Origin of the sequence: Micromonospora sp. HNM0581 (assembly GCF_012726175.1) — a bacterium.
Taxonomy (GTDB): Bacteria; Actinomycetota; Actinomycetes; order Mycobacteriales; family Micromonosporaceae; genus Micromonospora.
The window spans coordinates 502,157-524,671 of record NZ_JAASAD010000001.1 but is presented as its reverse complement, the minus strand read 5'-3'; the positions used below and the strand labels follow the sequence as shown (position 1 = coordinate 524,671).

Annotated in this window: 18 protein-coding genes, 1 pseudogene and 1 riboswitch; of the genes and pseudogenes, 15 read left to right on the top strand and 4 right to left on the bottom strand. The window is 70.8% G+C overall.

Annotated elements, in window-relative coordinates; translation table 11 throughout:
• The first annotated feature begins 67 nt into the window (after positions 1-67).
• Positions 68-203: riboswitch (SAM riboswitch) on the top strand.
• A 9-nt stretch (positions 204-212) separates the two neighbouring features.
• The 3 genes and pseudogenes from thrC to paaN all read left to right on the top strand — a co-directional run bounded on the left by thrC (position 213) and on the right by paaN (position 3,826).
• Positions 213-1,496: a threonine synthase gene (thrC, locus tag HCA58_RS02475; RefSeq protein WP_169596057.1), complete on the top strand. Its 1,284-nt coding sequence runs from the start codon at positions 213-215 to the stop codon at positions 1,494-1,496.
• Positions 1,497-1,871: 375 nt separating this feature from the next.
• Positions 1,872-2,099 (top strand): annotated as a pseudogene (locus tag HCA58_RS02470) (GNAT family N-acetyltransferase); the annotation flags it as partial.
• A 53-nt stretch (positions 2,100-2,152) separates the two neighbouring features.
• Positions 2,153-3,826, top strand: coding sequence for a phenylacetic acid degradation protein PaaN (gene paaN, locus HCA58_RS02465; protein WP_205807250.1), 1,674 nt, complete (start codon positions 2,153-2,155; stop codon positions 3,824-3,826).
• 60 nt (positions 3,827-3,886) lie between these two features.
• Here paaN and HCA58_RS02460 read toward each other — a convergent pair whose 3' ends face one another.
• Entirely contained in the window at positions 3,887-4,417 is a 531-nt protein-coding gene (locus HCA58_RS02460) for a GNAT family N-acetyltransferase (RefSeq protein ID WP_169596055.1), read from the bottom strand.
• A gap of 209 nt (positions 4,418-4,626) precedes the next feature.
• Between HCA58_RS02460 and HCA58_RS02455 the strand changes: the two genes are divergently transcribed.
• The 9 genes from HCA58_RS02455 to HCA58_RS02415 all read left to right on the top strand — a co-directional run bounded on the left by HCA58_RS02455 (position 4,627) and on the right by HCA58_RS02415 (position 14,489).
• Positions 4,627-4,830: a cold-shock protein gene (locus HCA58_RS02455; protein WP_169596054.1), complete on the top strand. Its 204-nt coding sequence runs from the start codon at positions 4,627-4,629 to the stop codon at positions 4,828-4,830.
• A gap of 128 nt (positions 4,831-4,958) precedes the next feature.
• Complete coding sequence (locus HCA58_RS02450; RefSeq protein ID WP_169596053.1) at positions 4,959-5,975, top strand: hypothetical protein; 1,017 nt, start codon at positions 4,959-4,961, stop codon at positions 5,973-5,975.
• A 273-nt stretch (positions 5,976-6,248) separates the two neighbouring features.
• Positions 6,249-7,871 (top strand): chaperonin GroEL, encoded by a 1,623-nt coding sequence (gene groL, locus HCA58_RS02445; RefSeq protein ID WP_169596052.1) that lies wholly within the window; start codon positions 6,249-6,251, stop codon positions 7,869-7,871.
• A 361-nt stretch (positions 7,872-8,232) separates the two neighbouring features.
• Positions 8,233-9,408: a helix-turn-helix transcriptional regulator gene (locus tag HCA58_RS02440; protein ID WP_169596179.1), complete on the top strand. Its 1,176-nt coding sequence runs from the start codon at positions 8,233-8,235 to the stop codon at positions 9,406-9,408.
• A 192-nt stretch (positions 9,409-9,600) separates the two neighbouring features.
• Positions 9,601-10,119 carry a hypothetical protein gene (locus HCA58_RS02435; protein WP_169596051.1) on the top strand — a complete coding sequence of 173 codons (519 nt, stop codon included), beginning with the start codon at positions 9,601-9,603 and terminating at the stop codon, positions 10,117-10,119.
• A 252-nt stretch (positions 10,120-10,371) separates the two neighbouring features.
• Entirely contained in the window at positions 10,372-10,629 is a 258-nt protein-coding gene (locus HCA58_RS02430; protein WP_169596050.1) for a hypothetical protein, read from the top strand.
• 305 nt (positions 10,630-10,934) lie between these two features.
• On the top strand, positions 10,935-12,380 hold the full coding sequence (locus HCA58_RS02425; protein ID WP_169596049.1) for an APC family permease: 1,446 nt from the start codon (positions 10,935-10,937) through the stop codon (positions 12,378-12,380).
• A gap of 16 nt (positions 12,381-12,396) precedes the next feature.
• Entirely contained in the window at positions 12,397-13,317 is a 921-nt protein-coding gene (locus HCA58_RS02420; RefSeq protein ID WP_240955379.1) for a hypothetical protein, read from the top strand.
• A complete protein-coding gene (locus tag HCA58_RS02415) occupies positions 13,314-14,489 on the top strand; it encodes a histidine decarboxylase (protein ID WP_346775852.1) in 1,176 nt (391 codons plus the stop codon). Before HCA58_RS02420 ends, HCA58_RS02415 begins: the two co-directional genes overlap by 4 nt.
• A gap of 81 nt (positions 14,490-14,570) precedes the next feature.
• Here the strand turns inward: HCA58_RS02415 and HCA58_RS02410 are convergent, their stop codons facing one another.
• On the bottom strand, positions 14,571-15,125 hold the full coding sequence (locus tag HCA58_RS02410) for a helix-turn-helix domain-containing protein (RefSeq protein WP_169596048.1): 555 nt from the start codon (positions 15,123-15,125) through the stop codon (positions 14,571-14,573).
• Positions 15,126-15,185: 60 nt separating this feature from the next.
• Between HCA58_RS02410 and HCA58_RS02405 the strand changes: the two genes are divergently transcribed.
• The gene (locus HCA58_RS02405) at positions 15,186-16,367 is read left to right on the top strand and encodes a benzoate/H(+) symporter BenE family transporter (protein ID WP_346775851.1); all 1,182 of its coding nucleotides are present in this window, start codon (positions 15,186-15,188) and stop codon (positions 16,365-16,367) included.
• A 73-nt stretch (positions 16,368-16,440) separates the two neighbouring features.
• Here HCA58_RS02405 and HCA58_RS02400 read toward each other — a convergent pair whose 3' ends face one another.
• A complete protein-coding gene (locus HCA58_RS02400; protein WP_169596046.1) occupies positions 16,441-18,936 on the bottom strand; it encodes a S8 family serine peptidase in 2,496 nt (831 codons plus the stop codon).
• Between the two features lie 117 nt (positions 18,937-19,053).
• Here HCA58_RS02400 and HCA58_RS02395 point away from each other — a divergent pair, with 117 nt between their 5' ends.
• Both HCA58_RS02395 and HCA58_RS02390 read left to right on the top strand, forming a co-directional pair.
• Entirely contained in the window at positions 19,054-20,877 is a 1,824-nt protein-coding gene (locus tag HCA58_RS02395; protein WP_169596045.1) for a glycerol-3-phosphate dehydrogenase/oxidase, read from the top strand.
• A 42-nt stretch (positions 20,878-20,919) separates the two neighbouring features.
• The gene (locus tag HCA58_RS02390; protein ID WP_240955377.1) at positions 20,920-21,084 is read left to right on the top strand and encodes a hypothetical protein; all 165 of its coding nucleotides are present in this window, start codon (positions 20,920-20,922) and stop codon (positions 21,082-21,084) included.
• Between the two features lie 22 nt (positions 21,085-21,106).
• Here the strand turns inward: HCA58_RS02390 and HCA58_RS02385 are convergent, their stop codons facing one another.
• Positions 21,107-22,507 carry an FAD-linked oxidase C-terminal domain-containing protein gene (locus HCA58_RS02385; RefSeq protein WP_169596044.1) on the bottom strand — a complete coding sequence of 467 codons (1,401 nt, stop codon included), beginning with the start codon at positions 22,505-22,507 and terminating at the stop codon, positions 21,107-21,109.
• Positions 22,508-22,515 lie beyond the last annotated feature (8 nt).

The following is a 22,515-nucleotide window of genomic DNA, read 5'->3' as shown; positions in this document are numbered from 1 at the left end:
CTCACAAGCTGGGACGGCCGGGCGACGACCGCGACCGGATTGTCTAGACTCGGCCACACAACTGCATACCTCATCCAGAGGGGCTGAGGGATACGGCCCGACGACGCCCCGGCAACCACCTCGCGCGCTCACCGTTGAGCGTCTGGCGAGGCAGGTGCCAATTCCGTCCCCGCCGCAGGGTGCGATGCGGGGGAAGATGAGAGGACTTCGACATGACGTCGACGCTCGCCCCCACCGGTATCGACACCACCAGCCCGGCCCGTGCACTGGTCTGCCGTGCCTGTTCCGCCCGCTACCCGCTGGCCGCGCAGCACGCCTGTCACGAGTGTTTCGGCCCCCTCGAGGTCGACTACGACCCGGCCGTGCTCGCCACCGTCACGCGCGAGCAGATCGAGGCCGGACCACGTAATCTCTGGCGCTACGCGGCCCTGCTGCCCGCCGGCCAGGACGCGGCAACCAGGGTCACCCTGGACCCCGGGTTCACCCCGCTGGTGGCCGCTGACCGGCTCGCCGCTGAGCTGGGCATCACCGCCCCGCTGTGGGTCAAGGACGACAGCGCCAATCCCACCCACTCGTTCAAGGACCGAGTGGTGTCGGTGGCGCTGACCGCCGCCCGCGCATTGGGCTTCTCCCGGTTTGCCTGCGCCTCCACCGGTAACCTGGCGAACTCCGTGGCCGCCCACGCCGCCCGGGTGGGTACGCCGTCAGTGGTCTTCATCCCCAGCGACCTGGAACAGGGCAAGGTCGTCACCACCGCCGTGTACGGCGGTGAACTGGTCGCCATCGACGGGTCGTACGACGACGTGAACCGGCTCTGTGGCGAGCTGGTGGAGACCGACGAGTTCGAGGACACGGCGTTCGTGAACGTCAACGTGCGTCCGTACTACGCGGAGGGGTCCAAGACGCTCGGCTACGAGGTGGCCGAGCAACTCGGTTGGCGGATTCCTGACCAGGTGGTCGTCCCGATGGCCTCGGGCGAACTGCTCACCAAGATTGACAAGGCGTTCAGTGAACTCGTGGAGATCGGTCTGGTGGCGGCGCCGGCCGGCGGCTGGAAGGTATTCGGGGCACAGTCGGCAGGCTGCAACCCGATCGCCTCCGCACTCCACAGCGGCGACGAGGCGATCGTCCCGGTCAAGCCGACCGGCATCGCCAAGTCGCTGAACATCGGTGACCCGGCGGCCGGGCTGTACGCGCTGGAGGCGGTGCGCCGTACCGGCGGCTGGATGGACCACGCCGACGACGACGAGATCCGGGCGGGGGTACGCCTGCTGGCGCGTACCACCGGGGTCTTCGCGGAGACGGCAGGTGGGGTGACCGTGGCGGTGCTGCGCAAGCTGGTCGAGTCGGGTCGGCTGGACCCGACCGCCGAGACGGTGGTGTTCAACACCGGTGAAGGGCTGAAGACCCTCGACGCGGTCGCCGGTGAGGTCGGGCCCACCCACCGGATCAAGCCTTCGTTGCGGGCGGCCCGTGACGCGGGTCTGCTCAGCTGAGCCGGAACGGACTCGGGTGGCATTTCGCAAGGAGTGAGCGAAACACGCCGCCCGGTACTTGACGGCTGTAAACGGACGGCGCAAGATGCTTCGTGCGGGAGGGCGCTTCGCCGTAGACTTTGCGTCCTTACGACCCAACGCCGGAGGCGTTGTGCGATCGTCCCTCCCGACCAACGTCCGAGCGGGCCAGCGAGAATTTGCTGGCCCGCTCGTCTGTCACAGGCGCAGGCTGCCGGCATGACCGTCACCGTCACCGTCACCTCCTTCGGTTCCACCGACGAGGAGGCGATCGAGCAGGCGTACCGGATCGGCGCGGCGAATGTCGCCGCCGACCTGCCCGACTTTCCGCCCTTCTGCCGGCAGCGCTTCACCGCGGACTGGCACGCGTTCCAACAGATAACCATCGTCGACCCGGAGCACCGGGGTAACCGGCTGGGCCTGCTTGTCAAGATCGAGAATTTGCGGCACCTGCTCGCCCACGAGACGGCCGTGCGGGTGATCGACACGTTCAACGCCGCAAGCAACGACCATATGATCGCCATCAACGAGCAACTCGGTTTCCGGGTGCGGGACCGCTGGAGCAACTGGCAGTTGACCATCTGAAGTTGTGACACGCCCCTACTGATCTGAGGGCTTCGTGTTGCATGATGGCGAGCATGACGGAGACCCCGCACCCCCACTACGACAGGCACGCCGAGACCCTCGACCGGGCGCTGGCCGCGATCTCGGAGCGGGGGTACTTCTCCGCCTACCCGGAATCACCGAGCCCCCGGGTGTACGGCGAGACCGCCGCCGCCGACGGCAAGGCCGCCTTCGAGGCGTACCTGGGTGGAGACTTCCCACTCGACCAGCCCGGGGACGGCGAGCGGGTCGCCACCGAACACAGCCCGTTCGGCGTCGCACTCAACGTCGGCTACCCGCACGCCGGGGCCGACCAGCTGGTCGCCGCCGCGTCGGCCGCGCTGCCCGGCTGGCGTGACGCTGGCCCGCAGACCCGGGTGGGCGTCTGCCTGGAAATCCTGGACCGGCTGCACCGGAACGTCTTCGAGCTGGCCAACGCGGTGCAGTTCACCAGCGGCCAGGCGTTCGTGATGGCCTTCCAGGCCGGCGGCGCGCACGCCCTGGACCGCGCGCTGGAGGCGCTCGCCTACGGGTACGCGGAGATGAGCCGGCACCCGGGCACCGCCGGCTGGGAGAAGGCTGTCAGCAAAGGCGAACCGTTGCGGATGTCCAAGACCTTCCACGTGGTGCCCAGGGGAGTCGCCCTGGTCATCGGCTGCAACACCTTCCCGACCTGGAATTCGTACCCGGGCCTGTTCGCCTCGCTGGTCACCGGTAACCCCGTCGTGGTCAAGCCGCACCCGCGCGCGGTGCTGCCGCTGGCCATCACCGTCCGGTACGCCCGCCAGGTGCTTGCCGAGGCCGGATTCGACCCGAACCTGATCCTGCTGGCTCCCGAGGCACCCGGTGAGAAGCTCGCCTCGACGCTGGCCCTGCACCCGGCGGTCCGGATCGTCGATTTCACCGGCTCCACGGAGTACGGCGACTGGCTGGAGGCCAACGCCCGCCAGGCGACGGTGTACACCGAGAAGGCTGGGATCAACACGGTGGTGGTCGACTCCACCGACGACTTCGCCGGGATGTGCCGCAACCTGGGGTTCACGCTGACTCTCTACAGCGGCCAGATGTGCACCACCTCGCAGAACATCCTCATCCCCCGCGACGGCATCGACACCGACCAGGGGCACAAGAGTTTCGACGAGGTGGCCGGTGGCATCGCCGCGGCGATCGGCAAACTCACCGGGGACCCGGCCAGGGGTGTGGAGTTGACCGGCGCCATCGTCAACGACGGGGTACTGGAGCGACTGGAGGAGGTCGCCAAGGTCGGTTCGCCGGTGCTGGAGTCACGTGCCGTCGAGCACCCGTCGTTTCCGGACGCCGTGGTGCGTACGCCGGCGATCGTCAAGCTCGATGCCGGCGACACCGCGACCTACTCGCGGGAGTGGTTCGGGCCGATCTCCTTCGCCGTCGCCACCGACTCCACCGCGCACAGCCTGGAGATCCTTCGGTCGACCGTAGGGGAGAAGGGTGCCCTGACTGCCGCCGTCTACTCCACCGACGGCGCGGTGCTGGACGCCACCGAGGCGGCGGCGATCGAAGTCGGCGTACACCTGTCGGCGAACCTCACCGGTGGCGTCTTCGTGAACCAGTCGGCGGCCTTCTCCGACTTCCACGGCAGCGGAGCGAACGCGGCAGCCAACTCGGCGTTGACCGATGGGGCGTACGTGGCGAACCGGTTCCGCATCGTGCAGAGTCGCCGGCACGTCTAGGGGATTGCGGGGCGGCTCCGGTTTCCGGGCAGCCGCCCCGGCCGGCGACCGTCCGCCGGTCTACGCGGCCCTGCGCATCTGGAGTTCGCGTAACGCGGGAATGTTCGGGTGGGGAACGCGGACACCGGTGTCGACGAAGCCGAGTCTCTGATAGGCCCGGTAGGCCCGGTCGTTGCCGACGACCACCTCGAGCATCAGCTCGTGCCGTCCGCAGGAGCGGGACCAGCGGGCCGCGCAGTCGACCAGGTCCGTGAGTAGTCCGGTGCCCCGCCAACCCGGTGTGATGTAGACGGCGTAGAGCACGGTCACCCCCGGCTCGGTCGGGTGGGCGATCCCGCCGACGTGCCCGACCAGCCTGCCGCCCGGGTCCGCCACGAACTGGGCGGTGCCCGGGCCTGCGGAGACCTGGGCGACGCGGGCGGCGTACTCGGCATGGGGCCGGGCTGCGGCTTCGGCGATCGTTTCCAGGAAGGCCAGCGGGGCGTCCGCGAGCATCTCCAGGCGGAGTGCCCGCATCCGGGCCGAGTCGTCCGGCTGCACCCGGCGGACGGCGGCCCGACCTACGCCGGTTCCGTCGGTGACGCTCGTCATGCCGCATGCTTATCACAATGACGGGTAACGATCTCCGTTTCGGTAATACGCCCGATTTGTGGCCGTGCGCCGTCGTCACTCCTCGTGTAGCGTGCGATTTCGGTCACCCGGTCCACGGTCCCTGTGGACCGTGGAAACCGGTGTATTCCGGGTGCCGGTGCCCCGGCGCCCCGAAGTGGCAAAACGCCGTGCAGAGTGAGGAAGACACCGTGGCACAAGGCACCGTGAAGTGGTTCAACGCCGAGAAGGGCTACGGCTTCATCGCCGTCGACGGCGGGCAGGACGTCTTCGTCCACTTCTCCGCGATCGAGATGGACGGCTACAAGGCACTGGACGACGGTCAGCGGGTGGAGTTCGAGATCGCCCAGGGGCAGAAGGGCCCGCAGGCCGAGCAGGTACGCGTCGTCGCCTGAGTGCGGCCGGCCCACCCCGCCGGCCGATCGTCGACGGGGTGGCGTGACCAGAGGTCGGAGGGGGCTGCGGTTCCGGTGCCCCACAAGGGAAGATCATGGGCCGATCCAGCCGTCGCTGTGGAGGTGCCATGTCCGACCAACTGCCCCCGACAGGTCCGTCCTCACCGCCGCCGGCCGGAGGGATCGGTCAGCCGCCGTACGCTGTGCCGCCGGCTCACCCCAGCCAGCCCTCGTACGCCGGTGTGCCGTCCTACCCCGGCCAACCGGGATACGGCTGGTATCCCCCGGCTGGTCACGGGTTCGATCCGGCCGACGCTCTGGTCACCCCACCCGGGGCTGGCCTGGGCGGCTGGTTCGCACGGTGTGCGGGCGCCGCTCGTCGCGGCTGGCGACAACTACTCCCGATCCTCGTGCTCACCCAGGTACTCCCGGCCACGGTGGTGTCGGTGCTCGTGCTGGCGGTGGATTCCTCGGTCGGCTGGGACGACCAACTCGCCGGCGACTCCGCCGCGTTGCCGGCGAACTTCTGGGCAGATCTCGCGACGCTCCTGATCGTGCTGATCGGTGGCAGCCTGCTGCTCGGCCTGGTGCAGTCGGTGGGCTGGGCCGCCGGCACCTGGGTGATCGTCCGGCAGGCGGCAGGTGAGCGGGCCGACACCGGTGCCGCCCTGCGTTACGGGGTGCGACGGGCGCTGGGACTCTGGGGTTGGACCCTGCTGATCACCCTGATCGTCACTGCCGGGTTCTGCCTCTGCTTCCTGCCCGGTCTGTACGCGGCCTTCGCGTTCGCCATGGCCGGCCCGGTCTACCTCTTCGAGCGGCACGACCCGCTCAGCCGGGCGCACCAGATGTTGCGGGACCGGCTGGGGTTGTTGCTCGGCCGGGTGGCCTTGGTGGCCGTTGCGGCAGTCGGTGTCACGCTGGTCGCGAACATCGTCGAGGCGTTTGCGGTCCTGCCCTTCGGTGTCACTCCGCTCGACTCGCCGGGCACCGCGGTGGGGGTGGTGCTGACGATCGCGGTGGTCGCCGTGCTGGCGCTGCCGGCCCACCTCGTACAACTGGTCGGGCTCGTGGTCACCTATGCCGAGCAGCGGGCGTACGAGGGGCCGGTGAACGGCGTGCAACTGGCGGCCGAACTCGGCTGACCCCGGTCATCGTGCTTGCACTCGACAGGGGAGAGTGCTAAACAAGTTATTGGCACTCGCATGGCGTGAGTGCCAACTGGTCGGGACGGTGGGGCTGCGGCCGCACCCGTGGCACAACTGCGGGTGAGGCACGTGGCCGGTCGTCGCGGGCTATCCGGCCCGGCCGAGGAGACGTCGCCGTCGCCAGGTGGCGGCGTCCCAAGGTGCGTACACCAGACGGCCCATCCGGGGGACACTCGGGTGGCCCGTGAGTGTCCAGGAGGACAACGCCGTATGGCCAAGATGATCGCGTTCGACGAAGAGGCGCGCCGCGGCCTCGAGCGGGGCATGAACCAGCTCGCCGACGCCGTGAAGGTGACCCTCGGCCCGAAGGGCCGCAACGTCGTGCTCGAGAAGAAGTGGGGTGCCCCCACCATCACCAACGATGGTGTGAGCATCGCCAAGGAGATCGAGCTCGAGGACCCGTACGAGAAGATCGGCGCCGAGCTGGTCAAGGAGGTCGCCAAGAAGACCGACGACGTTGCCGGTGACGGCACGACGACGGCGACCGTCCTGGCCCAGGCACTCGTTCGCGAGGGCCTGCGGAACGTTGCTGCCGGTGCCAACCCGATGGCCCTGAAGCGGGGCATCGAGGCCGCGGTCGCCAACGTCTCCGAGGAGCTGCTGAAGCTTGCCAAGGACGTCGAGACCAAGGAGCAGATCGCTTCCACCGCCTCCATTTCCGCCGGTGACACCAGCGTCGGCGAGATCATCGCCGAGGCGATGGACAAGGTCGGCAAGGAAGGCGTCATCACCGTCGAGGAGAGCAACACCTTCGGGCTGGAGCTGGAGCTCACCGAGGGTATGCGCTTCGACAAGGGCTACATCTCGGCCTACTTCATGACCGACCCGGAGCGGATGGAGGCCGTCTTCGACGACCCTTACATCCTGATCGCGAACAGCAAGATCTCGTCGGTCAAGGACCTGCTCCCGATCCTGGAGAAGGTCATGCAGGGCGGCAAGCCGCTGCTGATCATCGCCGAGGACCTGGAGGGCGAGGCCCTGGCCACGCTGGTGGTCAACAAGGTCCGTGGCACCTTCAAGTCGGTCGCCGTCAAGGCGCCGGGCTTCGGTGACCGCCGCAAGGCCATGCTGACCGACATCGCCATCCTCACCGGTGGTCAGGTCATCAGCGAGGAGGTCGGCCTCAAGCTGGACGCCGCCAGCCTCGACATGCTGGGCCGTGCCCGCAAGGTCGTGGTGACCAAGGACGAGACCACCATCGTCGACGGTGCCGGAGACGCCGAGCAGATCCAGGGTCGGGTCAACCAGATCCGGGCCGAGATCGACAAGAGTGACTCCGACTACGACCGGGAGAAGCTGCAGGAGCGGCTGGCCAAGCTGGCCGGCGGCGTTGCGGTGATCAAGGTCGGTGCGGCCACCGAGGTCGAGCTCAAGGAGCGCAAGCACCGCATCGAGGATGCGGTCCGCAACGCCAAGGCCGCCGTCGAGGAGGGCATCGTCCCGGGTGGCGGTGTGGCGCTGGTGCAGGCCGGCAAGACCGCCTTCGACAAGCTCGACCTGGCCGGCGACGAGGCGACCGGCGCGCAGATCGTCAAGATCGCGCTGGACGCCCCGCTGCGGCAGATCGCCGTCAACGCCGGCCTTGAGGGCGGCGTCGTGGTGGAGCGGGTCCGCAACCTCGACGCGGGTCACGGTCTCAACGCCGCGACCGGCGAGTACGTCGACCTGCTGGCCGCGGGCATCATCGACCCGGCCAAGGTGACTCGCTCTGCGCTGCAGAACGCCTCGTCGATCGCCGCGCTGTTCCTCACCACCGAAGCCGTCGTGGCGGACAAGCCGGAGAAGACCCCGGCTGCCCCGGCTGGCCCGGGTGGCGGGGACATGGACTTCTGAGTCCAGCTCCAACCAAAGAAAGGGCGGGCCGCGTCAGCGGCCCGCCCTTTCGGCTCCGTGGCGGGCCTCGGGATCGACGGTGGAGATCACCCGATTCACGATCGTCGCCCGTGCCCACTCGCGGCGATCACCTACCTGTTCGCGCAGCCGATCCCGCTGCACTTGGCCGACGGCTGGTACCACACCGGCATCCGGGGCGTGTCCACAGAGGCGGGGAAGCCGCACGAGTGGTGGAAGCTGCGCGAGTGGTGGGAGCTGCGCCGCGACCCGAACATCGTACCGTCCACCTACCCTGCCGGAGTACCGTCGGACATGGACGGAAACCTTCGTGCAGGAAGGCGCAGCCGATATGGACTCCATCATGCCGCCAGGTGAGCGGATCAGGCTGTATCGAGTCAGGCGTGGACTCACCCAAGAGGCTGCCGCGCAGCTCGTCGGGAAGAGCATCGGCGCGTGGCGGAAATGGGAAAGCGGAGAGCGGTCCCCGTCGAGCCTGGCGGACTGGATTGAGATCGCCCGTGTCCTCGGTGTCCGTGACCTCTACACCCTCACCGGCCTACCCTTCGGCGCACTGCCCGACGACCCCGTCGAACACGAAACCGTCGGACCGCTGCGGGCGGCGATGACCGCGTACCGGCCCACCGTGGACGAGGTGCCCGACGCGGCGACGCTGACCGCGTCGGTGCGTCTCGCGTGGACGACCTGGTACCAGTCACCGCAACGATTCTCCTACACCGGGCCGATCCTGCCCGGCCTCGTTCACGCCGCCCGCGCCGCCGCGGACGCGGCCGAGGGCGCGGACCGGCGGGCCGTGCAGCGGGCCACCTGCGACCTGTACCTGCTGGTGCGGCCCTACTGCAAGCGGGTGGGGGCGCAAGACCTGGCGGCGGTTGCCGCTGACCGGGCGATGACCGCCGCGCTAGAGGCCGACGACCCGAGCTTCCGGGCCGCCGCCGCCTGGAACCTGGGACAAACCCTGTCCAACCGGGGATTCGCCGAACATGCCATCGACGTGTGCGCGCAGGCCATCGCCGACACCCGCACCGCCGAGGACCCGGCGACGGTGGCCGCGCTCGGCGGGCTGCACCTGCTCACCGCTGTGCAGCACGCCCGCCGCCGCGACGAACGTCAAGCCGCGTTGGCTCTGGAGCGCGCCGACGAACTCGCCGCGAAAGTCGGCGAAACGACGCACCATTGGCTGTTTTTCGGCCCCACGAACGTCGGTGTGCACCGGGCGGCCGTCGCCCTGGACCTGTCCCGGTCGGGGGAGGCGCTGCGCATCGGCGAACGGGTCGACGCCGGACGGTCCCCGAGCATCGAGCGACGGCGCACGCATCTGCTGCACATGGCCCGCGCGTACGCGAACCGGCGGGAGGACTTCGCGGCGGTCCACATGCTGTTGGCGGCGTTGCGGACCTCACCGGAGGACGCAGGGGTGCCGCTGATGCAGGGCACGGTGCGGGAACTGCTGACCCGGGAGACACCGACGACCCGCGCTGACGTGCGTCGCCTCGCCGCGGCGGCCGGCATCATCTGACCTCGCCATCAGCCGGGACAGCTGCCCCGCCGTGGGGTAGTCCCCCGGCGTGGGCCACACCATCGGTGAGCGTCCTCTTACGTTCGGTGACGGGTAGGGCTGCGGTGCCCGCCGTCACCCGAGCGGCCCGATGTCGCGTACGCGCGGGCACCGCAGCCCTACCCGCCATGTGCGGACAGCCCGGGGGTGCGGATGCGCGACCACGACCACGACCACGACCATGACCCCGGCTACCGGGCACGCATGGCCGAAGCCGCCTACCGGGACCTACACGTCCCGCAACGACCCGCATGGGACTGCCAGCGATGCGGCGAGCCGTGGCCCTGCCCACCCCTACGGGCCCGACTACTCAAGGCATACAGCACCGACGAGGCGAACCTCGCGCAGTACATGGCCAGCCACTACTACCAGGCCCTCGACGACCTGCCCGACGACGACCCGATGGACCTGCATCACCGCATCATCGGCTGGATCCGCCGGTCCAAACCGATAGCCGACGTGCACTGCATGGGCTGCCAGCCGTCGATCCTGTCCATACCCCACCACTGCGGCGGTGCCGCCATCCCCTCCGACGAAGTCCGGTTCCGGTGCGTGTGCCCGGAACCGGAGTGTGTGCGCAGGCAGGGCACCCCCGCCACGGGTACGACGGCACCGGTGCCGAAACGCCGGAAGCCGACCAACCGCAGCCGCCGCTACCCCACCTCGGGGTAGTTACCCGATGTGGGACTGCCTGACGGCCAGTAGCGGGCAACCTACATCCAGGTCACCTCAACGTTGCAGGTGGCCGCAAAAGGGGTGAACGCGCGGCGGGTCGTCGACACACAACGTCACGGCCTGTCGCCTGCGGAACTCCCCGTCGACGGGCTGCGGTAGACGCGGTCCCATCGGCACCGTCCTCTTCGCCCGACCGGTGCCGACGAACGTCTACCGCAGCCCCCGGCCACACGACTCAGGGGCGTACACATGCGAGTGCTAATCGAGGTCCCCTCGGGGCGGGTGCTGCGGCTACTAGCCGGCGAGTGGTATCCGAGCCCCGATGTGCCAGCCGACCGTGACGCCCTCATATCCACAGTGGCAGTCGGGAAGAGCAGCTACGGCGGCCTGGTCCTGGTCCACGGCCACGAATGCAACCACCGGGCCCCCGACTGTGACCGGACGCACTGCTGGGACGCGCTCGTGCTCGTCACAGCCATCCGCGACAACATGGCAGGCTACCGGTGACGCGACCTTGTGATGTCGGCACTGGCGGGCCGGTCCTGTGGCGCATGTGGCGGCAACCCGACGAGGCCGTGGACGGGCTACCGCGCCGGCACCGGGCGCACCGGGCGGCGACACCGTTCATCGGGGCGGTGGCCATCGCGCGCACACCACTGCGGCGATCTCTGTAATCACCCCGGCCGGACCCCGCAGGCGTGCGGAGTTCGGCCCTTCCACGCACACCGAATCTCACAGGAAGACGACCTATGCCTGCCACCTCACGCCGCCGCCGGCAGCCGCCGGCCGGACGAACCGCCCGCACGAGCCCGATGACCGCGCAGGTACAGGTCGCCTTGGCCCGCCGCACCGTCACCCCCGCCGGCCTGTGGACATTCGGTGCCGCCGCATCCGCACCCTTGGTCGTCCTCCTCGGCGGTATCCCCGCCATCTACGCCGCCACCGGCGTGACCGCCCTACCGGCGACCTACCTCCTCGTCGCCGCCACCGTGGCACTGCTCGCCGTCGGCTACACGGCCAAGGCCCGGCAGGTCAGCCACCCCGCCGCCTACTACGGCATCCTCGCCTCCGGGCTCGGCAGAGGCTGGGGCGTGGCCGGCGGCATGGTCGCCCTGCTCGCCTACAACGCGATCCAGATCAGCCTCTACGGACTGCTCGGCGCGACACTCGCCGCCCAGCTCGGCGGATCATGGCCCGTGTGGGCCGGTATCGCCCTCGCCTCGGTCGCCGTGTTCGGCCGCTGGCCGGTCGTCCGCTCCACCTGGCTGCTGGCCGGGGTCCTCACCGTGTCGCTGCTCGTCGTCGCCGTGTTCATCGCCGCCGGGGTCGGCTCCGCGAACACACTCTCCTGGGACGGATTCAACGCCTCCGGCCTCGCGGTCGGTGGTATCGGCGGCGCGGTCGCCTTCGGTGTCGCCTCCCTCATGGGCATCGACGCCCCCGGCTCGTTCGTGGAGGAGGCCGTCGACCGGCGGGCGGTCAGCCGCGCCACCATCACCGGGGCGCTGGTGCTCGGCGTCGTGTACGCCACGGCAGCGTGGGCGATGGGTTTGGCCGTCGGGCCGGCCAGTCCCGGGCAGGCCGCCGCAGCAGACCCGGACCTGCCGCTGACGATCCTCGACCGGGCCGGCACCTTCTGGGTCACCGCGGCAGGGCTGCTGCTGATCCTTGCGATCATCACCGCGATGCTGGCCTTTCACTCCGTGATCGCCCGGTACGTGTTCGCGATGGCCCGCGAGGGGGTGCTACCGACCGGGCTTGCCGGAGCAGACGGCGGCGCCCGAGTGGCCGCGCCACGTGGCGGGTCTCTGACCCAAACCGCCACCGCCGCCGTGGTGGTGGGCGGGTTCGCGCTGGTCGGCGCGGACCCGGTCGGGCAGATGTTCGCGTGGCTGTCCACGCTGGGCGCGTTGGGGTTGCTGTGTTTGCTGCTGGCCGCGTCGGCATCAGCCCTGACCGCACCGAAACCCGCTCGGGGTGACGGCGGCCTGTGGCAGTGGCGGGTCGCGCCCACGCTGGGGCTACTCGCCGGCTCGGTGGTGCTCGTCGCGATGGTCAGCAACGCCGGGGCGCTGCTCGGTGCCGCCCCCGGGTCGCTGCTGCCGCTGCTGCTGCCCGCGATCGTCGCCGGGACAGCGGCGGCCGGTGGCATGTGGGCCGGCCATCTACGACAAACCCAGCCGCAGGTGTATGCGGGTATCGGCCACGGCACACCGGCCACGAACGCGGTCCCCGACGCCATCAACGTCAACATCTGATCGAGGGCTACCGATGATGACCTATGCGACATCGGCCGGATCGCACGGCCCCCACGACCCGCTGCACCCCGGCTGGCATCCCGAACCCACCGTGGAACTGCGACCGGCTCGCGCCCACACCCGCGTCGAGTTCCAGCCACCACACGACCAGCCCCCGCCGCCCCCGCCGCCGGGGCCTTCACCGGCCGACATCGAGGAGATGACCCGCCGAGACGCCGCATGGTGGGCGGACCTGCGCCGGCAGTGCACCGCCCGAGCGAAACGCCTCAACTCTGGCCACGCGGTCGAGGCAGACCAGCGCTACGGCACCCGAGACGCCCTCGGCCCCCACGCCGTCATGTTGTTCTTCACCGCACCGGCCGCCACGGAGCCGCAGAGGTACCGACTGCACACGGGGTGGCGGCTGTTCCTGTCCGCCCCCGAATCCGACGACCTGCCTCAAATGCTGGCAGACCTCGCCGACATAGCCGCCACGAACATCGCGCACACCACCGCGGGCCGGCGGTGGCATCCGCTGGGCCCGGAACGGTCCATGGTCAACGGCGGCGACATCAACCTGCCCGGCGATGCTGTGTACGTCGGTGTCGGCGCCTCCACCCTCGACACCGACGACGGCCGCTGGAACCAGCTCGCCCGCCTGCTGCGGGAGCCGTCCGCCACCGCACAGCACCGGTCCGTGTTCGACCTGCGGGGCCGCTGCTACCTGTTGCTGACCGACGGCACTGCCATCGACATCGACCGAAATCCGCACGCCCCGCTGCACTACGACGGCATCCGCGCCAGTAAGCCCCTCGACGCGGACCGGCCCGCCCACTGGCACAACCCGCACGCCAACCTGACCGTGCAGGGCGACTACCACACCCGCGAGATCTGGCGGCACCTCGCCGCCCTGCACCACACCCTTGCCGGCCACCTGCGGCAGGGACCGGCGACGTGACCCACACCCACACTCACGCTTTCGACCTGGCGACAGCGGCGGATCTACGCCGCGGCCCGGACATCGCCGCTGTCCTCGATCATCTCGTCGCCGATGCCACCGCCACCGCAGCAACGAGTATCGGCTACCCGGGTGCGGTCGACCTCGACCACACGGCCGTCATGGCTCGCCTCGGCCACCGGTTGTGGAACAACATCGGCGACCCCTCCGACCCGGGCGGGGTCGCCCACACACGGGTACTGGAGCAGGCCGTCATCGCCTGGGTCGCCGAGCTGGTGGGCATGCCGGCCGAGGACCGGTGGGGTTATGTCACCACCGGCGGCACCGAGGGCAACCTGTCCGCCCTGCACGCCGCCTACCGACGGTGGCCGACCGCCCGCATCTACTACTCCACCGCCGCCCACTACTCCATCCGCAAAATCGTTGACATGCTCGCCACGTACAAAGTGGTCGTGCGGGCACACCCGGACGGGCAGATGGACTACGACCACCTTGCCGAACAGGTCCGCAAACGGCGACGGTGGCCCGCGATCGTAGTTGCCACCGCCGGCACCACCATGACCGAAGCCGTCGACGACACTGACCGCATCCACGCGATCCTCACCGAATACAGCATGGTCGGGCATGTGCACGTCGACGCCGCCCTGTCCGGTATCCCCCTCGCCCTCGACGGCGCGCTGCGCCTGGACGACACCAGCGGCATCGGCTCCGTCGCGATCTCCGGTCACAAGTTCTTCGGCGTCCCCACCCCCTGCGGGGTGGTGCTGGTCCGCGACAGCGTGCGAAACCCGGCCCGCCAGCCGATCGCCTACACCGCCGCCACCGACACCACCATCACCGGCTCTCGCTGCGGGCTGGCCGCCGCTCTCCTCTGGCACGCCATCGCGCTGCACGGCCGCGAAGGGCACCGGTGGCGTGTCGCTGAGGCCCGACGTGTCGCCGGTTACGCCGTCGAGCGGCTACGGGCGGCAGGCTGGCCGGCCCGCCGGTGGCCGCACGCGCTCACCGTCGTCCTGCCCACCCCACCCGAGGCGGTCCGTAAGAAATGGCTGCTGGCCACCGATGGGCCGGTCAGCCACATCATCTGTATGCCCGGCATCACCACCGGCCAGGTCGATGCGCTGGCCGCCGACCTGGCCGCCGCGGCGATCCCACGCCCCCGCGCCAGATAAACCCCCGGGGCCCTTGTCCGGGGCCGGTCGCTCCTGAGGGGAGGGCGACCGGCCCCCACCGTCCCGGCACCCGGTTTCAGATCACCGGCGGGGAGTGCGGATGAGCAGGCTCGCCTCGACCTCCCCGGCCCCCACGGCGGCGTAGACGTGCGGGGTGTCGGCGGCCCAGGAGACGTGGTCGCCGCAGCCGACCGACAGAGGTGTGTCGACAGGCCCGACCCTGGCCCGGCCGCGGAACACGGTGAGGTGCTCCGTCACGCCCACCGGGTGGGCGGGCGAGACCTGTTCGACGCCGACGAGGATGCGCAGGGTGAACAGCTCGTAGGTGGCGGCCGGCTCCTCGAAGACCTCCAGAAGCGTCGACACCACCGCCTCTCCCCGTACCGGCGAGGCGGTCGCGGCCGGGGCGCCCCGGTCGAGAGTCAGGGCGCTCATCGGTACGCCGAGTGCGGTGGCGATCGCGTACAGGGTCTCCAGCCGCGGGTCGCGGGTGCCGTTCTCCAGTCCGGACAGGGTCGCCTTTCCCACTCCGGCCAGTCGTGCCAGTTCCGAGAGGGTGAGTCCGCGTACCTCGCGCAGTTCGCGCAACCTGCGGCCGACCGAGATCCCCTGGGGACTTGTTCCGCGCGTGCTCACCTGCGTATGGTGCCATCCGGCATCGTTCCGTTTACGGAACGATCGGGAGGGGTGGTGGGCGTGGAACAGGTAAGGCCGGTCGTCGCGGGCCTGCTGAGCGCGATCGTGGGCTACGCGAGTTCGTTCACACTCGTACTCGCCGGATTGCAGGCGGTGGGCGCCACCTCGTCCCAGGCCGCCTCGGGTCTGCTCGTCACCTGCCTCGGCATCGGTGTGGCGGGTACGGTGCTCACGCTGCGCCACCGAATTCCGATAGCCATCGCCTGGTCCACACCGGGCGCGGCCCTGCTCGTCGGAGCCGGCCCACCAGCCGGCGGTTTCCCCACCGCCGTCGGGGCCTTCCTGGTCTGCGCGGCGCTCACCGTGACCGCCGGACTCGTGCCATGGCTGGCACGCCTGATCGGGGCCATTCCGAAGCCTGTGGCGGGCGCGATGCTCGCCGGCATCCTCGTGCCGCTGTGCACGGCCCCGGTGCAGGCCCTGGTGGACGTCCCGACCCTGGCGGTGCCGGTGATCGCGACCTGGGCGGTGCTGCTGCGCTACGCGCGCGGCTGGGCTGTGCCCGGTGCGCTCGTCACGGCCGTGGTGGCGATCACCCTCACCACCGATCACACAGGCCTTGCCGTCGCCACGCTACGACCGACCCTGACCTGGAACGTCCCCACCCTCGACGTCGGTGCCCTGGTAGGTCTGGCGCTCCCGTTGTTCCTGGTCACCATGGCCGGTCAGAACGTTCCGGGCGCTGCCGTGCTGGCCGCCTACGGATACCGGGTACCGCTCCGGCCGGCGCTGGTCACGACCGGTCTGGTCAGCGCGGCCGGTGCCCTGGCCGGCGGCCATCAGGTGAACCTCGCCGCCATCACCGCCGCACTGACCGCCGGTCCCGAAGCGCATCCCGACCCGGCCCGACGCTGGCCGGCGACGTTGGCTCTGGCCGGTGGCCAGCTGATGCTGGGACTGGGTGCGGGGGCGGCGACCACCCTGGTGCTGCTGTCCCCACCGGTCCTTGTGATCGCCGTCGCGGGCCTGGCCCTCCTACCCGCGCTCGGCACGTCACTGAGCAACGCGGTAGCTGACCCGGGCATGCTCCTGCCCGCTGTGGTCACCTTCGTGGTCACCGCATCCGGCGTCGCCGTGCTCGGCATCGGTGCAGCCTTCTGGGGTCTGCTCGCCGGCCTGGCCGCCTGGCTGGTGACGCGCCGTCGCCGGATCTTGGCGGACGCTGCGGCGATGGCGCGGTGACGTCCGGCAACCGACGTCGACCAGTTGCTGACACCCGGCACACGGAGCCGGAGCGGACCATACGCTGCCTGGATCAGCTGCGGGCGGCGCCAACGGCAGCGTAGGCGTCGACCAGCCCGGCACCGACGACATTTCCCACGCCGTCGCAGGAGTACCGCCCGCCCGACGACCCGTTGCCGGCCCGCAGCGGGCTGGCCGTCTCACGCAGGATCCGCCGGGTGCGGACGAGGTCACCGACGAGATCCGGGTTGGCCGACCACATCAGCGCCACCACCCCCGCCACCTGCGGAGTTGCCATCGACGTGCCGTCGAGGACCGCGTACCCCCCGCCGGGCATCGCGGAGAGGATGTCGGCACCCGGTGCCATCAGATCCGGCTTGGAAACCCCGCCAGCGGCCGGACCGCGCGAGGAGAAGTCGGTGACCCGTCGACGGTCGTCGATGGCACCGACGGCCAACACGTCGGCGTACGGCGCCGGTGGGTCCGACACCGAACCGCAGGACGGGCCCGTGTTGCCGGCCGCCGCGACGACGAGGATCCCGGCGGCTTCCAGCGCCGCCGTAGCCGGCCGTAGCGCCAGCGGGTCACATCCCTCGACCGGCGGGCAGGCCCACGAATTGGTCAAGATGTCCGGCGCCCGCGTGGGCCTTCCCTGTGTGAACGGGTCACCTCCGGTCGGGAACGGCGCCAACATGAACTGGAGGCAGTCGAGGTAGGTGGCCGGGTTACCAAGATTGCGGTCGAGGTTCACACAACCGGTCCACTGCGCCCCGGGAGCCACGCCGATGCCGCCTCTACCGACTGCGCTGCCCAAGGTGTGGGTGCCGTGCCCACTACGGTCGGTCGGTTCCCGGCTGCCATTCCACGGGTCCGACCACGAATCCCCGCCGCCCCGGAAACCCGATGCGAGGGCCGGGTGCTGTCCGTCCACCCCCGAATCCGAGCTGCCCACCGTCACCCCGGCACCCGTGACCCCGAAGTCGACCCATACCCGATCAGCTCCGATCATGGAGATGTGCCACGGCGTCCCGGTCGGCGGCCCGACCCCACCGGAGGCGCTCTGCGCAGGTGCCGGCAACGGCCGTAGTCGCTGACCGACCAGCACCCGAGCCACCTCGGTACGGCCCGACAGCCAGGCCCTGACCGCCGGCCCGCCAGCCACCTCGATCGCGTTCACCAAGTAGTACGACGTGTGGGGAAGCCGTGCCCGGCGTAGGTCACGGAGCAGGTCGGACTGGGTGCGCTCGGCGGTCTCGACGAGCCGTCGGTACACCTCTGCGGCGCGGGTGTCGCGCCCCACCCTGCCCGGTCCGCCGTCGATGCCGGTGAGGTCCGCCTGTTCACGTAGCAGCACGAAGAGCCGCTCCCCGTGCAGCCCCGGCTGGCCGATGGTGAAGCCGGCCAGCCCGACGGTGAGCAGCAGCGTCACGGCGCTCGTCGCAGCCGCCACCCGACGGGGCACGCGGGCTCGACGCCGGGCCAGCAGCAGGCCGTAGGCGACCGCGAGCACCAGCCCGGCGGCGAACCCGGCCCCGGTGGCGGCAGCCACCCAGAAGGGCACGTCACGGGCGCCGACCAGTACCAGGCTGATCTCCTCCGGGTCGCTGAACGCCAACGGACCGAGCACGCAGAGACCCACCAGCCACGCGGTCGGTGCCCTGCCCGACGGCCCGACCGGTCGATGGGCCGCGGCAAACCCCACGACCGGGTCGTCCACAACACCGTCCGCCGGGTCCGCCCGGGACAGGTCGGATCCGATGGCACGGCGGGTCACGGCGTGCAGTGCGGCCAAGGCGAAGCCGACCGGAGGCAACGTCACCAGCAACGGTAGCTGCGCTCCGGACTGCCCGGTGCCGGCCCCCACGAGTAACAGCACCACGCCGGCCACGAGCCCGCCCACCAGCACCAGGCGGCCCGGCCAGGGTGGCTCGCCCACCTCGAAGCGGGCCCAGAACCCGCTGTCGAGAAGCGCTGCGGCCAGCGTACCGACCGCCGTGGCGGCCAGCCCGGCGAGCAGGGTCTCCAGCAGGCCGCCCAGGGCACCGAAGAGAACCCAGGGCAGGAGCAGAGCGAGCCCGGCGGTCACGGCGAGCAGGGTCACCGTCGACGGTCGGCCGCGGGACTGTTGGCGCTGCCCACTCCATCGGCCAGGAGTGAGTACGCGCGGAGGGAGCCGCAGCGAAACGACTGTCAGCAGCGTGGCCGCTCCGGCCAGCGCGGCGAGGTACGCCTCGTGGTGCACCGGCGGGATGGTCCGCAGCAGCCCCAGCACGCCGAGTACGAGCGTGCCGGCGAGCCAGCGCCGGCCGGTGACCCGTACCGCCACCGAGCGGGGTATCAGAGCCAGCGGTAGCGTCGCGGCAGCGATCAGCAGAACGGTGAACAGGCAGACGACCGGCCACCACGGCACCCACCGGTCAGCGCCGCTGACCAGGACCACCTGGTCGACAAGCCAGCCGCCGGTCTGCGCCACGACCGCCACCCCGACCGTCCAACAGCCGGCGAACACCGCCGCGACGATCGCCCAGCCACTTTTCGTCGAACCGGTCGTGGTCGGGTCCTCCCGCATTCGCACACAGTACGACGTCGTCGATGCGCTGGTCAGGGACGAGCGGGACAGACCACCTGCGGTGCGGTCCGTACCCGGCACGTGTCGGTGCCACGCCGGGACCGTTACCGTGGACGGGTGCGTGATCCGAGCGTTCTGCGGTCCGTTGCCGGGCAGCTGTCGCCCGCCCGCCGCGCCGCCGACCTGCGTCGGTTGCGCGCGGAGCGGTTCGACGTGCTGGTCATCGGGGGCGGGGTGACCGGGGCCGGAGCGGCCGTCGACGCCGCGTCCCGAGGCCTGAAGGTGGCCCTGGTCGAGGCCCGTGACTTTGCCGCCGGCACCTCCAGCCGATCCAGCAAGCTCATCCACGGTGGCCTGCGTTACCTTGAGCAGTTGGAGTTCGGTCTGGTGCACGAGGCGCTGACCGAACGTGGGTTGCTGGCCACCCGGCTGGCGCCGCACCTGGTGCGACCGGTGCCGTTCCTGGTGCCGCTCCCCGCCGGTCAGGGCGTCCGCGACCTGCCTGCCCGACTGCTGCGGCGGGCCTACTACGGCGCCGGGGTGGCCGCGTACGACGCCTTCGCCGGCCTCTTCGGCAGCGGTCGGGGGATGCCGCTGCACCGGCACCTGAGCCGGGAAGGTGCTCGCCGGGTCTTCCCGAGTCTGCGCTCGGACGGGCTGGCCGGCGCGATCCGCTACCACGACGGGCAGGTCGACGATGCCCGCCTGGTGGTCACCCTGGCCCGCACCGCCGCCAGCCTGGGCGTGACCGTGGTGAGCAGTGCCCGTGCGGTCGGGCTGATCCGGCAGGCCCGGGAGGTCACCGGGGTCCGGGTCCGCGACCTGGAGGCACCCGCCGGTTCACCCGAAGCCGAGTTCGAGGTACGCGCCCGCACGGTCATCGCCGCCACCGGTGTCTGGACCGACGACATGTCCCGAATGCTCGACGACGTCGGACTGCGCCCCGGTATCCGGGTCCGGGCGTCCAAGGGTGTGCACCTGGTGGTGCCCCGCTCGGCGATCACCGGCGAGGCCGGCCTCATCCTGCGTACGGCGACCAGTGTCCTGTTCGTCATTCCGTGGGGTGGCCACTGGATCATCGGCACCACGGACAGCGACTGGCGGCTGGACCGCTCGCACCCGGCGGCCTCGGCCAGCGACATCGACTATCTGCTCCAGCAGGTCAACACGGTGCTGGACCGTCCGCTGACCACCGCCGACATCGAAGGTGTCTACGCCGGACTGCGCCCGCTGCTGGCGGGTGAGGCAGACTCCACCTCGAAGCTGTCCCGGGAACACGCCGTCATCGAGCCGATGCTCGGACTCCTGCTGGTCGCCGGCGGGAAGTACACGACGTACCGGGTGATGGCGGCCGACGTGGTCGACCGGGCGGTGCGCCGGCTCGGTGGCGGGAGTGTCTCGCGTACCGCCGATCTGCCGCTGCTCGGTGCGGACGGGTACGCGGCCATGTGGCGGGACCGGGCGGACCTGGCCCGCCGCCACGGGCTGCCGGTGGGCGTGGTGGAACATCTGCTGGAGCGCTACGGCAGCCTCACCCTGGACCTGCTCGCCCTTGTCGACGTCGATCCGCTGCTGGCCTCCCCGCTGACTGGTGCACCGGAATACCTCGCCGCCGAGGTCACCTATGCGACCCGGGCCGAGGGGGCGTTGCACCTGGAGGACGTGCTGACCCGGCGTACCCGGGTCTCGATCGAGACCGCACACCGGGGCCTGGAGTCGGCCGAGCACACGGCCGAGTTGATGGGTGCGGTGCTGGGCTGGGACGTGGCCCGACGGGCCCGGGAGGTGACCCACTACCGGGCCCGGGTGGAGGCCGAGCGGCAGTCCCAGCTGATGCCGGACGACGCCACCGCCGACGCTGCGCGACTCGGTGCGCCGGACGTACGCGGCTACCCGGCGGATCGGGGTGCCGACGACGGCGCGGCGGACCTGACCCGCTGACTCCAGAACGACGCGCCCGATGGTCCGCTACGCACCCTGAACGTGGCGCCCGACGGGCGCTGGAAGTGCATCGACTGTGCCGGTGACGGAGTCACCTCGACCGGCCTGATCACCTCGCAGGACTGCCCCGGGGAGGAACGGCCGCCGGTGGCGGAGGAGATCCTGCTGCTGCGCACGCAGAACACGCCCGCCGAACTGGTCGGCTAGCCATCGGGGGCGTCGCGGCAGTTCAGAGCACCTTCCCCGGGTTGAGCAGGCCGGTCGGGTCGAGCGCCGCCTTGATCGCCTGGTGTACCCGGACACCCACCGGACCGATCTCCCGGGCCAGCCAGTCCCGTTTGAGCAGGCCGACGCCGTGCTCACCGGTGCAGGTGCCGCCCAGGTCCAGCCCCAACCGCATGATCTCGTCGAAGGCTCGCCGGCCGCGCTCCAGGCTCGCCGGATCGGCCCGGTCGATGACGATGTTGGGATGCATGTTGCCGTCGCCGGCATGACCGACCACCCCGATCGGTACCTGGCACTCGACCGCGATCCGGGACACGCCGTCGAGCAGGGCGGCCAGCGCTGCCCGGGGAACCGCCACGTCGTCGATGATCAGACCACCCTTACCGCCCGGGTACGTCTGCGCGGCGTACCTCTCCATGGCCGGGTGCGCCGATCGGCGGGCCTGCAACAGCGCGGCGGCCTCCACGGCATCGCTGGCCGCGTACACCTCCTCGGCACCGGCCGCCTCGCAGACCGCAGCCAACTCGGCGAGGTCAGCTGTCGCCCGGGGACCGGTGTCGGCGCAGGCCAGCAGCAGCGCCTCCGCGTCGGTCCGTAACCCCATCGGCCGGTACGCCTCGATCGCCGTCAGGTGGGTGCGGTCGAGCAGCTCCAGCAGGCTGGGGGAGAGCCCCTCGACGGCGATCCGGGCCACCGCCTCGCCTGCCCCGGCAGTCGATCCGAACACGGCCACCAGGGTCAGTGACTCCGCCGGAGCGGGTCGCAGCGCCACCGTCACCTCGGTGATCACCCCGAGGGTGCCCTCCGATCCGACGAAGAGCCGGGTCAGGTCGTAGCCGGCGACACCCTTGGCGGTACGTCGTCCGGTGCGCAGCACCTCGCCGGAGGCGAGCACCACCTCCAGCCCGAGCACGTACTCGGCGGTCACGCCGTACTTGACGCAGCACATGCCTCCCGCGTTGGTGGCGGCGTTGCCGCCGACGGTGGACGACTCCCAGGATCCCGGGTCGGGCGGATACCACAGGCCGTGCCCGCCCACCGCCGCGCTGAGCGTGGCGTTCACCACGCCCGGCTGGACGACCGCGATCCGGCTCACCGGGTCGATCTCCAGGATCGCGTCCATCGCGGTGGTGCTGATCACCACCGCACCGTCGACGGCGTTCGCCGCGCCCGCCAGCCCGGTACGCGCACCCTGCGGCACCACCGGTACGCCGTGCCGCCCGGCCGCCCGGACCACCGCGGCGACCTCCTCGGTACTACGCGGCCGGGTCACCACCAGCGGTGTCGCCGACGTACACAGGTCGGCCTCGTCCCGCTCGTGCCCACGCAGCAGATCCGGATCGGTGAGCACCGCATCCGGTCCGATGGTGGAACGCAGCTCTTCGAGGAGGCGGGAGGTGGCCATGCGGCCGA